This window comes from Streptococcus infantis (genome assembly GCF_018499575.1).
GTDB classification, from domain to species: Bacteria; Bacillota; Bacilli; order Lactobacillales; family Streptococcaceae; genus Streptococcus; species Streptococcus infantis_K.
Genome location: NZ_JAHDAP010000001.1, coordinates 344,805 through 359,726, shown reverse-complemented (window position 1 = coordinate 359,726; position 14,922 = coordinate 344,805). Strand labels below are relative to the sequence as shown.

Annotated in this window: 17 protein-coding genes; 1 reads left to right on the top strand and 16 read right to left on the bottom strand. The window is 39.7% G+C overall.

From position 1 onward, the window contains the following. Window positions 1-24: 24 nt before the first annotated feature. The 6 genes from KJR31_RS01750 to KJR31_RS01725 form a co-directional block, all read right to left on the bottom strand. Window positions 25-225 (bottom strand): F0F1 ATP synthase subunit C, encoded by a 201-nt coding sequence (locus KJR31_RS01750; protein WP_001054551.1) that lies wholly within the window; start codon window positions 223-225, stop codon window positions 25-27. A 240-nt stretch (window positions 226-465) separates the two neighbouring features. Further along, on the bottom strand, window positions 466-777 hold the full coding sequence (locus tag KJR31_RS01745; protein ID WP_214261794.1) for a CHY zinc finger protein: 312 nt from the start codon (window positions 775-777) through the stop codon (window positions 466-468). 13 nt (window positions 778-790) lie between these two features. Continuing rightward, window positions 791-2,077, bottom strand: a complete 1,287-nt coding sequence (locus KJR31_RS01740; RefSeq protein ID WP_045615058.1) for a peptidase U32 family protein — start codon at window positions 2,075-2,077, stop codon at window positions 791-793. Window positions 2,078-2,200: 123 nt separating this feature from the next. Further along, the gene (locus KJR31_RS01735; RefSeq protein ID WP_214261793.1) at window positions 2,201-4,408 is read right to left on the bottom strand and encodes a ComEC/Rec2 family competence protein; all 2,208 of its coding nucleotides are present in this window, start codon (window positions 4,406-4,408) and stop codon (window positions 2,201-2,203) included. Next, a complete protein-coding gene (locus tag KJR31_RS01730; RefSeq protein ID WP_214261792.1) occupies window positions 4,392-5,042 on the bottom strand; it encodes a helix-hairpin-helix domain-containing protein in 651 nt (216 codons plus the stop codon). The genes KJR31_RS01735 and KJR31_RS01730 overlap by 17 nt, the downstream gene beginning before the upstream one ends. Before the next feature lie 65 nt (window positions 5,043-5,107). After that, complete coding sequence (locus KJR31_RS01725) at window positions 5,108-5,677, bottom strand: GNAT family N-acetyltransferase (protein ID WP_214262518.1); 570 nt, start codon at window positions 5,675-5,677, stop codon at window positions 5,108-5,110. A 168-nt stretch (window positions 5,678-5,845) separates the two neighbouring features. Here KJR31_RS01725 and ald point away from each other — a divergent pair, with 168 nt between their 5' ends. Beyond that, entirely contained in the window at window positions 5,846-6,958 is a 1,113-nt protein-coding gene (gene ald, locus KJR31_RS01720; protein WP_214261791.1) for an alanine dehydrogenase, read from the top strand. Window positions 6,959-7,006: 48 nt separating this feature from the next. Here the strand turns inward: ald and KJR31_RS01715 are convergent, their stop codons facing one another. The 10 genes from KJR31_RS01715 to tmk form a co-directional block, all read right to left on the bottom strand. Then, window positions 7,007-7,993: a PhoH family protein gene (locus KJR31_RS01715; RefSeq protein WP_214261790.1), complete on the bottom strand. Its 987-nt coding sequence runs from the start codon at window positions 7,991-7,993 to the stop codon at window positions 7,007-7,009. An 83-nt stretch (window positions 7,994-8,076) separates the two neighbouring features. Beyond that, window positions 8,077-8,292: a YozE family protein gene (locus KJR31_RS01710; RefSeq protein WP_001232087.1), complete on the bottom strand. Its 216-nt coding sequence runs from the start codon at window positions 8,290-8,292 to the stop codon at window positions 8,077-8,079. A gap of 8 nt (window positions 8,293-8,300) precedes the next feature. Further along, a complete protein-coding gene (cvfB, locus tag KJR31_RS01705) occupies window positions 8,301-9,155 on the bottom strand; it encodes an RNA-binding virulence regulatory protein CvfB (RefSeq protein WP_214261789.1) in 855 nt (284 codons plus the stop codon). Window positions 9,156-9,215: 60 nt separating this feature from the next. After that, entirely contained in the window at window positions 9,216-9,773 is a 558-nt protein-coding gene (gene frr / locus KJR31_RS01700; RefSeq protein WP_214261788.1) for a ribosome recycling factor, read from the bottom strand. A gap of 8 nt (window positions 9,774-9,781) precedes the next feature. Next, window positions 9,782-10,519, bottom strand: coding sequence for a UMP kinase (pyrH, locus tag KJR31_RS01695; protein WP_214261787.1), 738 nt, complete (start codon window positions 10,517-10,519; stop codon window positions 9,782-9,784). Between the two features lie 83 nt (window positions 10,520-10,602). Next, on the bottom strand, window positions 10,603-11,937 hold the full coding sequence (trmFO, locus tag KJR31_RS01690) for a methylenetetrahydrofolate--tRNA-(uracil(54)-C(5))-methyltransferase (FADH(2)-oxidizing) TrmFO (RefSeq protein ID WP_214261786.1): 1,335 nt from the start codon (window positions 11,935-11,937) through the stop codon (window positions 10,603-10,605). Between the two features lie 132 nt (window positions 11,938-12,069). Then, a complete protein-coding gene (gene rsmI / locus KJR31_RS01685; protein WP_214261785.1) occupies window positions 12,070-12,948 on the bottom strand; it encodes a 16S rRNA (cytidine(1402)-2'-O)-methyltransferase in 879 nt (292 codons plus the stop codon). A 2-nt stretch (window positions 12,949-12,950) separates the two neighbouring features. Then, a complete protein-coding gene (gene yabA / locus KJR31_RS01680; protein ID WP_214261784.1) occupies window positions 12,951-13,268 on the bottom strand; it encodes a DNA replication initiation control protein YabA in 318 nt (105 codons plus the stop codon). 35 nt (window positions 13,269-13,303) lie between these two features. Continuing rightward, window positions 13,304-14,188 (bottom strand): DNA polymerase III subunit delta', encoded by an 885-nt coding sequence (locus KJR31_RS01675; protein ID WP_214261783.1) that lies wholly within the window; start codon window positions 14,186-14,188, stop codon window positions 13,304-13,306. Then, on the bottom strand, window positions 14,185-14,823 hold the full coding sequence (gene tmk / locus KJR31_RS01670) for a dTMP kinase (protein WP_214261782.1): 639 nt from the start codon (window positions 14,821-14,823) through the stop codon (window positions 14,185-14,187). Before tmk ends, KJR31_RS01675 begins: the two co-directional genes overlap by 4 nt. Window positions 14,824-14,922 lie beyond the last annotated feature (99 nt).

The window sequence follows — 14,922 nt, the reverse complement described above, 5'->3', positions numbered from 1 at the left end:
ACCTCCATTTCTAAATAGAGTTGTCTATTTAATGACAAATGACATCGCCAAGGTTACAAAGAATGTTCCTTCGATAAAGGCAATCCCCATGATCATCAAACTACGCAATTGTGGGATGATATCTGGTTGGCGTGCTGCAGATTTGAACAAACCGTTCATCAAAAATCCTTCTGCAAGAGATACACCCATACAGGCAAGACAAAGTCCGAAAAATGTTAAATTCATGACGAATTCTCCTTTTTTAAATTAAATTTACCTCCCTAGTTTAGTCCTAAAATTTGCTTTTGTCAACTTTTTACTAGGAATGGAAGCGTTTTGAATCATTTATTTCCAATTTTACGATTTTCAAGACAATTATATAGAAAATTTTATTCCCTTTTCACGAACCTTTCACGAACCTTTTACTATCTTTCTATGTTTTCTGAAAACAAACATCCGAGTTTTACAACTCGGATGTTTCATTTTTTATCTGAAATAAATTGAGTGATGATTTTGACAAGCTGGATTAAATGCAGCTTTACAAAATGGACAAGTTCCTTTCTCGGTATACTCGACATACGTTAGTGTATTCCCGCAGGATCCACATAAGATGGGGCTATCCTCTTTCAGATTTAAAGGATAAGGACAAAATGTATGTGCTTCTAAAGCATTGTGACACTGATAACAAGCATAGTATTTCTGACACTCATAGCATTGAAGTGCTACGATGTCTTTATCAGTATGGTAATGAACACATCTGCTTTCATCATCTACCAGTAATCCCTGAGCTTGAACCATGTTTTTTCCTTATCTAGGCACGAACAGTAACGCTTGTTCCATCTTCTTTATAGAGGTTAATCAGACCTTCTTTCAAAGCACGGACCATATCACCTGCTTGTACTGGTTGAGGAACCTTGATGGTCAAGAGTTCCATTGGGTTTGGTGCACGGTCGATTTTATTTCCTTTTGAGTCATGAAGATCTTCGATGTAGGTTTCAAAATGACGGAAACCTGGACCGTAAAACTCAACTTGGTCACCTTCGTTGATAACGTTACGTTGGCGAATAGTTGCTGTTTGTGTCGCATCATCATAAGCTACTACTTCAGCAACAAACTTGTATTCTGGAATCTTACGACGAGCACCAAACAATTGTTCATTTTCAGTTGGTGTTCCATAATAGAAACCTGTAGCCAATTCACGTTGGGCAACCTTCCACATTTCATCAATCAAGTCTTGCTTGATTGCTTCAAACTTTTCAGGGCTCTCAAGGTAAGCATCGACTGCAGCCTTGTAGCAGTTTGTTACTGTTGAAACGTAATGAATAGACTTCATACGACCTTCAATCTTCAAACTGTCCACTCCATTTTCAATCATATCTGGAATATGGTCGATCATAGACATATCAACCGCAGACATGGAGAATTCTTCAGGAATTTCTCCCTTGAGGCTCTTACGCTCTTTACCAAATGGCATATCGTAAAGATCATATTTCCAGCGACAAGACTGTGAACATCCACCACGGTTGGCATCACGCATACTCATGTGGTTAGAGAGCGTACAACGGCCAGAATATGAGATACACATAGCTCCGTGGACAAAAGCTTCAATCTCCACGTCTGTACGTTTACGAATTTCAGCCAATTCTTCCATGGAAACCTCACGCGCCAAAACGACACGAGTCAAGCCAAGTTCTTTCCAGAATTCTAAAGTTTCGTAGTTGGTTGCACTAGCTTGTGTTGACAGGTGGATTTCAAGTCCTGGTGCTTCCGTTGCTGCAATCATAATCAAGGCTGGATCTGATACGATAACCGCTGCAATACCGATGTCACGTAGTTTACGGAACCATTCTCCAGCTCCTTCTTCATTTCCTTCGTGCATGACCATATTGGCAGCCACATATACCTTAGCACCATATTTAGCCGCAAACTGTACTCCTTCTTCCATCTGTTCGAAGGTGAAGTTTCCCGCACGGCTACGAAGACCATAGGCCTGACCACCGATAAAGACCGCATCTGCTCCATATTGAACAGCTACTTTCAATTTTTCTAGAGTTCCTGCAGGTGAAAGAACCTCAGGACGTTTTAAAGTTTTTGTCATGTTTTCTCCTATTTGCAATATAAAAGTTTAACACTAATCTTTACCATTTTATAGCAAAAAGGTTTTAAAATCAAGTTTTGATTGATTGTTTAGACAATTTTAATTTTCTTCTAGAGTTCAAATTCATCGAACTGTTTCCAGTTTCCAAGAACTCCAGCCTTTGAAACGAATGGCTCCTTTTTTATCCGTTTTGTAGATTGCATTCTCAACTTCTTTATCTTCTTGGTTAATTACTTTAAATCTTTTCTTCTTGTCTACCGACATGACAGTCATTTTAGGTTGTAAAGTTTTGAAGACCTCCACATCACTATTTTTCTTCGATGATAGTTGATGAGTGATCAGAACATCTGCTTGGAGCTTGGGATCATAGATTGTTAAGGAATTCTCCTCTATATTTCCAGTAATTAGAAAGGTTTGATGTAGTAGTTTTCCATACATGGCTATTGAGTCTTTTTTATCCTTGTCTTGAGTTGCAATTACTTCCAAATGACTCCCAAAAACAAATAACTTCTCTCCTCTTTGTACAGCACGTACGTTGACTTTGCTTTGCTTGAGCTCATCCATAAATTCTTGCTTAGATAGAGTTTCTTCAGTTACTAGAATTTCTCCTATCACGAAGGTTTTACTGATTTCTAACACATGGTCTAATTGCTTAGTTTCACTGTTCGTTAGCACAAGCTGATCAATCTTTGCGACTCCTCTACTTTTTAGATAAGGAATTAAACTACGCTTAGCATTACTCGTAGTGACTTTCTCCTGCCAGGCTTCTTTCTTTTCAACTTCAGACTTTTCCCCGACATCCAGTAGAATGGTCTTACCTGTCATGTCTCTTAGGAAAATGCTTTGTCCCTGCTCCATATCTAAGACCGTGATTTCATTTTCTAGTGGATGTTTGGTTCCTAAAAAGAGGGCTAGGACAAATAGGACAATGATCGGTATTTTTTTCAAATTTTTACGATAGTCATAAACTAAAGCCAAAGATATTAACAAAGATACTAGAACCCAAAGACTCGGTTGGCCAAAAACTAAGGGTCTAGTAGATAGCTGAGAAACATAGCGAATGATGTTTTCTAGCCATTCAAAGAGAAAGTTAAACTGGGTTATAGGATAGATACATGACAAACAGAAGAGAATCGATAAGAGTGGTAAAAAGACTATATCAAATAAGAATGAAAAAGCAAAGGTCAAGAGGATAGACCACGGTTGAAATTCAGAAAAGTAAAATGATAAAATTGGCAGAATTCCTAAGGAAATAAGGAAACTCTCTCTCACTAGACCTTTTATTCCTTCTACTTCCTCGCCAGTCATGGTCAGGATAAAGGCATAGGCGCAGGAGAGCACTCCTCCAGCACTTAGGAAGAAATTCGGCATCACAATGAACAAGACCAGGATAGTTAGAGCAAAATTATCGAGTGACTTGAAGCCATGTTGAGCCAAGAGTTTTTGTAACAGGCTTCTAATAACAGAAGCAGAGAACCCTGTCAAACCAGCATAAACTAAGGAAAATGGATAGGCTGTCCATTTGAACATTTCTTGAGTCAAGCCCAATCGCAATAGTAACTTCTTAAAAGTATCCATGAAGAACCCAACCTGCATGCCAGATAATGCAAAGAGATGAATAATCCCCAAACTTGAGTAGAGTTCATTCATTTCCTCAAAGTCTGTATCTAAATGTCCCAGTAAAAGACCTGTCATATAATTACGCATGGGGTCGGGAAAATTCCTTTTTATCCAAACAACTGCTTTTCTTCGCAGGCTTGATAGATTTTCCCCTATATCCCAACTAGATATTTTCCTTGATTCGACAATTTCTGATATGGTCAAGGTCTGATAAATTCCCTGAGTTTTGAGATAATTTCGATAATCAAATCCAGCAAAATTACTTGCCCCTTGAGGACTAGCTAATTTCCCTTTCACGACCATTTCGTGCAAGTCAGATAAGTCTTGAAATTTTTCTTTTTCAGCTTCTGACTGAAGTTTATAATAGACTTGATAGAGTCTACCGTCAGCCTTTCCACGTAAGGATAGACTATCACCATTTACCTTTATGGTGTCAGGTAATATTCGCACTGAATTAACCGAGACGACAAGGTGTCGACTAGCTGCTTCTTGCTGCCATTTTTGAAATAAAAACCAGCTAGCAAACAGTCCACAAATCAAGAGGACCTTGGTCACAGTCTTCCATGGGAATTGGAAAAAGAGACAGAATAGTAAAAAAACAAAACCCAAAAGCGCTAACACACTTGCTGAAAAGATTGCATAGTAGAGCCATAATAGTAGAAAACTGAGATAGATTTTGGGGATGGGTATGCGACTAATCCACTGTGACATATTCTTTTAACTTTTCTACTGTCTTGGCACCAATTCCTGACACTTTCTTGAGGTCATCGACAGACTTGAACTTACCATTAGTTTCACGGTGGTCGATGATGTCTTGAGCACGTTTGCCTCCCAATCCCTTAACCTGTTTTAGCTCCTCCAAACTGGCTTTATTGAGATTGACTTTCTTATTGTCTTTAGTGTTGGAAGCATTTGAATGAGCCTCTTGACTAGTTGTTTCTTCCTTAGTTGGAACATAAACAAATGCTTCGTCACTAATTCTCTGGGCAAGATTGATAGACTTGCTGTCAGCATTATCTGTAAGTCCACCCGCTTTTTGGACAGCATCATTAATCCGACTTCCAACTGGCAAATCATAGATTCCAGGTGATTTGACGGCACCTTTGACATCGACAGTAATCAGATCTTTCTCCACCACTTCTTCAGTTTCCGATTTCTGGTTCTTCTCCTCTTTTTCGCTAGCTGAATCCTTTGAAACAGTTGTAACTTCTGTTTGCAAATTTGTTTCCTTAGCAGGTGCTTGCGTTGATGGCTTCAGGAGGAAACATCCACCCAATACCAAGCCCAAACCTGCACAGATAACAATGATTTTATATTCTTTAATTTTCTCAATAAGTTCTTCCATATTTTCTCCTCTCTTAGCTTATTCGTAAGAGAAAGAAAAAACAGCTGAAAAATCTTTTCAACTGCTTACTTATTTGCAAAATAGTCTTCCTTAGTCAAGATATAATGAACTCTTGTCACGAAACGATCTTTTTCATGCTGGTCTATACAAGCATACGGTTCTTCGTGAGAGAAGTGCATGCCTGATTTCTCCATGACCTTGCCTGACGCTGGATTGTCCTTATCGTGAAGGGCGATCAACATATTCATTCCTATCTTTTCAAAGGCCAGTTTAATCACAGCTCGATTGGCTTCTGTCGTCAAACCTTGATTCCAATATTTTTGATGGATAATGTAGCCAATGGATGCCTTCTTGAGAACCATATCCATCTTGTGCAAATCAATAGTTCCGATAAACTCTCCTGTATTTTTAAGTTCTATTCCCCATCGGCCCAAGGGATTTGCTAGATAAAACTGAGCAATATTATTCTTGGTTTCCTCCAAACTTTGATTGGTTGGAAAAGTGTAGCGCGTATTTTCTTTATCTGAAGCGTACTCAAACATGGCTTCTGCATCGTCAAGTGTTACTGGTCTAAGTACTAAGCGTTCAGTTTCGATAATTGGATGCTTAGCTAGTTTGATAAATAGTGATTCCATCATTTCACCTCCTAAAAAATGTTGCTAAAAGAATAACATAAAAGAAATAGGTTTACAAGTTTTTCTTGCAATTTAAAACGGTTTCATATACAATAAAATCATCACAAAAATACTAAAGAATTATGTGATACAACAAATGAAACAGCTTAATAGAAAGTGAGTTATCCTATGTTAATTGGAATTCCAAAGGAAATTAAAAATAATGAAAATCGTGTTGCTTTGACACCTGCTGGTGTACAGAGTCTTGTTGGGCGTGGTCACCGTGTCCTCGTCGAAACAAATGCTGGGCTTGGTTCAGGATTTACTGATGCTGACTATGAAAAGCAAGGAGCAGAGATTGTCGCAACGGCTGCTGAAGCATGGGCTGCAGAGTTAGTTGTTAAAGTCAAGGAACCCCTTGCTAGTGAGTACCAGTTCTTGCGTGATGATTTACTTCTCTTCACCTACTTGCACATGGCAGCAGCTCCAGAATTAGCGGATGCTATGCTTGCAGCTAAAACAACTGGTGTAGCTTATGAAACGGTACGCGATACTGAAGGTCAACTTCCTTTGTTAGTTCCAATGAGTGAGGTTGCAGGTCGTATGGCAGTCCAAATCGGAGCTCACTTCTTGACGAAACAAGCTGGTGGTTCTGGTGTTCTTTTGGGTGGTGTCCCAGGTGTGCCAAAAGGAAAAGTAACCATCATCGGTGGTGGTGTCGTTGGTACACACGCAGCTCGTATCGCTCTTGGTTTAGGAGCCCAAGTCACTATTCTTGACATTAGTGCTAAGCGCCTTTCTGTCCTTGAAGATGTCTTTGGTCACCAAATCCAAACCCTCATGTCTAACCCATTTAATATCGAAGCTAGTGTGCGTGAAGCAGACGTTGTTATCGGTGCAGTATTGATTCCTGGTGCCAAAGCTCCAAAATTAGTGACAGATGACATGGTTCAACAAATGCGTCCTGGTTCTGTTATCGTAGACGTTGCTGTAGACCAAGGTGGTGTTATTGCAACAGCTGATCGTGTGACAACCCATGATGAGCCTGTCTATGAAAAACACGGTGTCCTTCACTATGCGGTTGCTAACATTCCTGGAGCAGTAGCTCGTACTTCTACTATTGCCCTTACAAATGTGACCCTTCCATATATCGAAGCCTTGGCAGGAAAAGGATTTAAGAAAGCAATCCTTGAAGATACTGGTTTACGTGAAGGTGTAACAACTTATCAAGGTCAACTCACAAGTCAACCAGTTGCTGAAGGTTTAGAACGTGACTTCACACCTATCAGTGAGCTTGTTTAATAAGAAATTCAGATAAAAAAAGAGCAGTTTTTCAACTGTTCTTTTTCTTTATTCTGTTTCCTCTTGATTTTCTTCAGCTTTGACAGGTCGAGGTTCATAGGCTCTGATAATCTGAGCAACGACTGGATGACGAACCACATCCTTAGCCGAGAAATGTACAAAGTCGATCTGGTGAATGTTCTTAAGTTTTTCTTGGGCATCAATCAAACCTGACTTGACATTACGTGGTAGGTCAATCTGACTAATATCCCCATTGACAATCATTTTAGAATTGAATCCTAAACGTGTCAAGAACATCTTCATCTGCATGATGGTTGTATTTTGTGCTTCATCCAAGATAACAAAGGCATCATCCAAGGTACGTCCACGCATATAGGCCAAAGGTGCAATCTCAATAATTTCTCGCTCCATGAGACGAGTTGTTTGATCTTTCCCTAAAATCTGATATAAAGCATCGTAGACTGGTCGAAGATAAGGATCTACCTTTTCTTTCAAATCACCAGGTAGAAATCCTAAACTTTCTCCTGCTTCAACTGCTGGACGAGTCAAGATGATACGCTTGACTTGACCACGCTTGAGAGCTGTCACAGCCAAGGTCACTGCTAGGAATGTCTTACCCGTACCAGCAGGCCCAATTCCAAAGGTAACGTCGTGATTCTTAACACTGTCAACATAAAGCTTTTGTCCCAGTGTCTTCACACGAATCGGTTTCCCAGTATTATCTTTGATGATTTCTTCTTCATAGAGGGCGATAAACTTATCAATTTCATGATTTCTCACCATATTAATGGCTGTCACAACATCTGGAGTTCCGACAGTCATCCCACGATTAACCAAGACCATCAAGGCTTGAATAACCTGTCTGGCTTCCTCACAAGCTGACTCCTCTCCCAAAACTTGTACAATCTCTGTACGAGCATGGATGATAACATCTAACTCATCCTCCATCAAACGAAGGTGGCGTTCATTGGAACCAAAAAGATGAAACAGGTCATCTGGATGACTTAACTGAATGTCTATTGAATGTTCCTTCAAACAAAGAACCTCTCTAACTCTTTAATTTCTTTTTATTATAGCAAAGGCGTTTAGAAAATGCTATCCCTAATACCTATACCATTTTAATGTTCTAAATATTCCTGCCAGATACGATCGAAGTCTCCCATATTAAAGGAAAAACTGGCATGTTCCTCTAAAAATCGACTGACTTGATCAAAATCGTCGGTATGTTTTGGGAAAGCTGACTCCTCAAAGGCAAGATCGGCTAAAATTGCTTTAGGGCTGTTACTTTTAGGATTGCGCTCTGTCATAAGCCAAGTATAAAATGATTTTCGCATAAGCCTCCTTAGATTAACTCCGTACCAAACTGGTCTTGTTTAATTTTTCCAGCTTTCATTAAACCACCAAGCGCTTTTTTAAACTGACCTTTTGAGATGCCAAAAGTCGCTTTAATGTCATCTGGTGAAGATTTATCATTTAAGGTCATAAATCCACCATTGCTTTCCAAGTATGTCAAAATCATTTGTGCATCATTTTCTAACATCTCAAAAGAGCGAGGTTTCAGTGAAAGATTAAGTGTACGATCCACCTCACGGAAACCAATAACACGCGCATCTAACACTTGTCCTAAACGTGGTTCTGCATAACGCTCGCTAGGATGGATAAAGCCCAGCATGTTATTTTCAGGCAGATAGACAAAGGTCCCTGACAGCTTGAGACGATAAACGATTGCAGGCCAGTTCTGGTTCTGCATATTATTGTAGGCCGGGCGTGCTAATCGTTGGAAGTCTTCCTGATAAGCCAAAATTCCCCAAATACGGTCTTTTTTATCTACCTCTAAACGAATATAGAGCCTATCGCCCTTCTTTGGCCAGAGTTCTTTGAGTTCAGGTAGGATATCCAGTGACACAACGATTTCCTTGTCAGGAAGTCCTGTATCCACAAAGACACCCAAATCCTTACGAACTTCTGTTACGGTCCCCCAACCAAATTGATCCTGGGTCGCAGTCACTTCTAGAGTCGTTAAGCGAAGTTTTTGCTTCATATCCGTGTAGGCGAAGCCTTTGACCGTATCACCAACTATATGCTGACCTTCTTCCTTATCAAGAGCGTATGTTTGACCATCCTTTTGAACAAAGTAAAAACGGTCATTTTCATCGATGATGAGCCCAACGATAAAACTTGCAAGATTTGTATTCATGTTTCCTTCTTTCGAATAAAACTCAGCCAGCAATGCCAACTGAGTTTTTCTGTTTATTTCTTAGACTTCCAAGATTTCTTTTTCTTTATTGGCAGTCATGTCGTCGATGTGTTTAACAGCATCGTCTGTTGCTTTTTGGATTTCTTTTTCGAGACCCTTCAATTCATCTTCAGTGATTTCTTTAGCTTTTTCTTGTTTTTTAGCTTCATCCATAGCATCACGGCGAATGTTACGGATCGCTACTTTAGCATTTTCACCAACTTTTTTCACTTCTTTAGCAAGATCGCGACGAGTTTCTTCTGTAAGAGCTGGGATTACCAAGCGAATAACAGAACCATCGTTAGCTGGTGTAATACCAAGGTCTGAAGCGTTTAAGGCACGTTCGATATCTTTTAGAGAAGATTTATCAAACGGTGTTACCAACAAGACACGTGCTTCTGGGATTGTGATAGAAGCAATTTGGTTAAGAGGTGTTTCAACACCATAGTATTCAACGGTGATACGGTCAAGCAAACTTGCATTCGCACGACCTGCACGGATACCACCAAACTCACGAGCAAGTGAGTGGTGAGATTGAGTCATTCTCTCTTTAGCTTTTTCTACAATTGCGTTAGTCATAATCTTTCTTATTCCTTTTCTTCGATATTGTTTGAAACTGTTGTTCCGATATTTTCACCAAATACAACACGTTTGATATTGCCAGGCTGATTCATATTAAAGACAACCAAGTCAATGTCATTATCCATTGATAGAGTTGAAGCTGTTGAATCCATGATACGGAGACCTTTATTAATCACATCACGGTGAGTCAATTCTTCAAATTTAACAGCAGTTTTATCTTTCTTAGGATCTGCATTGTAGACACCATCGACACCATTCTTAGCCATCAAAATAGCATCCGCTTCAATCTCAGCTGCACGAAGAGCCGCTGTCGTATCAGTAGAGAAGTAAGGTGAACCAATTCCTGCACCAAAGATAACAATACGGTCTTTTTCAAGGTGACGAAGAGCACGTCCACGAATATAAGGCTCTGCTACTTGTTGCATGGCAATGGCTGTTTGTACACGAGTATCAACACCAGCTTGTTGCAATGAATCTGCCATTACAAGAGCATTCATAACTGTCCCAAGCATTCCAGTGTAATCCGCCTGAACACGATCCATACCAGCTTCTGCTGCAGGTTCTCCACGCCAAAGGTTTCCACCACCGATAACCAAAGCAATTTCAATTCCTAGCTCGTGGACTTCCTTGATTTCTTGGGCCATACTTTGGACTGTTTTGATATCAATCCCAACGCCACGTTCGCCAGCAAGGGCTTCACCAGATAGCTTGATTAAGATACGTTTATACTTAGGTTCTACCATTTTCTCTCTCCTTTTTTCATCCTACCTATTTTATCACAATTTCAAGGATTTTTATAGTATCATGAGCAATTCTTTCAAAAAAATTAGACAGATAAAAATTTCTCTAAATCAGACAAGGCGCGTTCTGCAATTTTCTCATAACGAGCCTTTTTATCACGAATACGATCACCTTCTAACTCCTTGATAATGCCAAAATTAACATTCATGGGTTGGAAGTGTTTGCTGTCCGCATGGGTGATATAATGAGCTAAACTACCGATAGCTGTCGTCTCTGGGAAGATAGCCTCGCTTTCTCCCTTGAAAAGACGAGCAGCGTTTATCCCCGCAACCAATCCTGAAGCAGCTGACTCAACGTAGCCCTCTACACCAGTCATTTGACCTGCAAAGAAAAGATTTGGCTGTTTCTTAGAACGGTATGTTTGCTCAAGAAGACTTGGTGAATCCATGTACGAATTACGATGCATGACACCATAACGGACAAATTCTGCATTTTCAAGACCTGGAATCATTTGGAAGACACGTTTTTGTTCTCCCCATTTAAGGTGAGTTTGAAATCCAACAATATTATAGAGACTACCTGCAGCATTGTCCTGACGAAGCTGAACAACTGCATAAGGTGTTTTAAAGTCACCATCACGAGGACCTTTATAGTCTTCTGGATATTCCAGACCAACTGGTTTCATTGGACCATAGAGCATGGTTTTGATTCCACGCTTTGCCATGACTTCGATTGGCATACATCCTTCAAAGTACTTTTCTTTTTCAAAAGAATTAAGCGGGGCTTCTTCAGCATTAACTAAAGCTTCATGGAAATCCATAAACTCTTGTTTGGTCATTGGAGCATTGAGATAAGCTGCTTCCCCCTTATCATAACGAGATTTAAGGTAGACCTTGTTCATATCAATGGTATTGACATCTACGATTGGAGCAGCAGCATCATAAAAATAAAAACCGTCTCCTCCATTGAGGGCATGAATCTTTTCGGCCAAGGCATCGCTAGTCAAAGGACCAGTAGCGACAACCGTAATAACATCTGTCGGCAATTCTGTAATTTCATCACGAACCACTTCAATTAAAGGGTGATTGGCAATTTTTTCAGTAACCATTTGAGAAAAACCGTCACGATCAACCGCAAGCGCTCCACCTGCAGGAACACGGGTAGCTTCTGCTGATTCCAAGATAATAGAACCAAGACGACGCATTTCTTCCTTGAGGAGCCCGACAGCATTTGTAAGAGCATCCCCTCGTAATGAGTTAGAACACACTAATTCTGCAAAATTATCTGTTTTATGCTGAGGTGTTGATTTGACACCACGCATTTCATAGAGTTTAACCGGAATACCACGCTCTGCGATTTGGTAAGCTGCTTCCGAACCTGCTAAACCAGCACCGATAACATTGATATAAGATTGAGACATGACACTAATACCTCTTTGGGTGGAATCTAAGTCCATATTAAAACAAGCACTGGACATTTTGACACCCACAAATCTTTCTATTTTTACTTTTACTAGTATAACAAAAAAAGGGAAGAAGGCAAACTTCCCTGTTTAGTCGTTGGATTGTTTCTCTTCCCATTCGTGGTAGGCTGCGTAGAGCTGACTTTTATTCCACTGATATATCTTTGCGACTTCCTTAATGGCTTGATTTTTCTTAACACCTTCTTGGATGCGGTTTTGAATTTCAGAGAATAGTTCCTCTTCGTCCTTATCTTCTACTTCTTGACTAGCACCTTCTACGATAAGAAGGCACTCGCCCTTGAGCGGTGTTTCAGAAATGCTTTCCAGTAACTCTGAAATTTTTCCTCGTTGGTATTCTTCGTAAATCTTAGTCAATTCTCGAACTAAGACAACTGAACGATCACCGTAGACCTCTAGCATATTTTCTAGGGTATCAGCCACACGATGTGGAGATTCATAGAAAATCTGAGTTTCAGGGTAGTCTTTTTTTAATTCGAAAAATTGATTTTGTTGCCCTGATTTTCTCGGTAGAAAGCCATAAAAAATGTGGGGTTGTGGAGCTAGACCACTGGCAATCAAGGCAGAAATTCCTGCGCTAGCACCTGGAACTGTGACAACTGCTATATCTTCTTCAATTGCCGCCTTGACCAAATCATGACCGGGGTCAGAAATACTTGGCAAACCCGCATCTGAAACTTGAGCAATACTTTGTCCTGCTTTCAGGAAACCAATCAAATCAGGAATTTTTTCCTTGGCGTTGTGCTCGTGAAAACTGATCTGTTTAGTCGGAATATCAAAATGCTTGAGCAATAGTCCAGTATTACGAGTGTCCTCAGCAGCAATCCAGTCCACTTCTTTCAAAGTCTGAATAGCACGAAAGGTCATATCCTCCAAATTCCCAATCGGAGTTGCAACAAGATACAACTTACCATAAGGTGATTGTCCTTTAAAACTTTTTTGAATCTGCATGCTTACTCCCTAAACAACAATTCATCGCAAAACATACATTCTGCATCTTGTTCACGACGTTGGCCATAAAAATCACGACACACATGAAAACCGTCGTCATAGATTCGGCTCACATTTTCTCTGACATGTTTGGTCTTAGTTGGAGTTGTTTCTTCTTCCTCACTCAAGCGCTCTCTTAGTTTATCATTCTCTAAACGGAGAGCTGTATTCTCTTCTACGACACTCTTGAGATTCTTTTTGATGGCTTCGACGTCTGCCAAAGTTGCCAATAACTGTTGAGAAAAATCATCTAAAGCATCAAATAATTCTTTCTTGTTCATGGACAGCCCTTTCTTTTTCTGTTTTCATGTTCATTTTATTGTAAAACTAGGTATTCCAAAGAATTCTGGAAAGACACATTTGCTTTCCACATTTTTCTGGCTTCGAGAAGATTTTGCAATATTGTACGTGATACATTTTTTTGAATCTCTTGACCTGCTAGAACTTCTAAAATTCTAAAGACTTGGTCTTGTTTTTCTTTATCATCAGCTAAACTAGCCAATTTTGCAACCTGTAAGTAGGATTCCTTTTTCCCAGACTCCAACCAGCTATAGAAACGCTCGCTTTCTTCAACCAAATTCCAAAAACTTGCTTGATTTGTCAGTTTTTCAGCTTCCGATGGCGATTGGCTAAACTCAGCCAACAGTCTTGCTTTATTTTTGACCAATCCTGCTTGTTCCAGTTGATTCATAAGGCTTTCAACTTGTTTCTTAAATTGGAAAATCTGTGTCCGGCTTCGGATAGTTGGTAACATCTGCTCTTGATCATTGGTTAAGAAGAAAATATAGGTTTCACTTTGCGGTTCTTCAATGACCTTTAATAGTGAATTCGCAGCATTCAGATGCATTTTTTCTGCTTGCTCAATGATAAAAACCTGACGTTGATTTTCGATTCCTGATTGAGAAAACTGCCCAACTAACTCTCGGATTCGTTCCGTTTTAATGATTTGATTCATCGGACGAATAATGGTGACATCAGGAAATTCTTCCTGTTCAATCAACTTACAATTTCGACAAGACTCACATGGTAAAACACCCTGCTTTTCTGTACAAAATAAACTCTTAGATAGGAATAAAGCCATCTCTAGACTTCCAAAATAACCCGAAAATAGATAGGCATGATTCAGCTGTTTTTGTTCCAAGATACGTAGAAAATACTCATATTGTTGAGGTTGACAAGCTCTTAATTGCTCCTGATTCATTCTGTCAGCCCCATTCTGTCAAACAAAACTTGTTTCGTATTTTCAACTACTTGATCTAGTGGTAAGCTCGCATCAATTTTAACAATACGCTCACCTTCTTTCTCAAGAAGGGAAAGATAGCCTTGACGAACTTTTCTATGTAGGTCTAAACCTTCCAAATCTAAACGATTGACTTCTCGATCACTGTTTGCTGCGATTCGTTCCAGTCCTTTTTCTACTTCAATATCAAAATAAAGTGTCAAATCTGGCTTAAGACCATCTGTCGCAAATTGATTGAGCCAATCAATCGCTTCAATATCCAAACCACGACCAAAGCCTTGATAAGCAACTGAACTATCAATAAAACGATCCATGATGACCATTTTCCCGGTAGCAAGGGCTGGCAAAACTTTTTCCACCAAATGCTGTCTACGACTAGCAATATAGAGAAGAAGCTCTGTCTTCGGATCCATCTGAGTATGACTAGGATCTAAAATGACTTCTCGAATCTTCTCACCAATCAAAACGCCACCTGGCTCACGTGTTGTTAAAAACTCAATATTCTTTTCTTCTAACAAAGGAAGGATAGCTTCAAGCACACTTGTTTTTCCAGCTCCCTCTGGTCCCTCTAAAGAGACTAAAAATCCTTTTGACATGACGAACTTCTTTCTTTTTTTCTTCCTTCTATTCTATCAAAAAAATAGGCATTTGTGAAAAGCTTTTTGTTGCTAATGATAAAAGAGACCGGAAAGTAT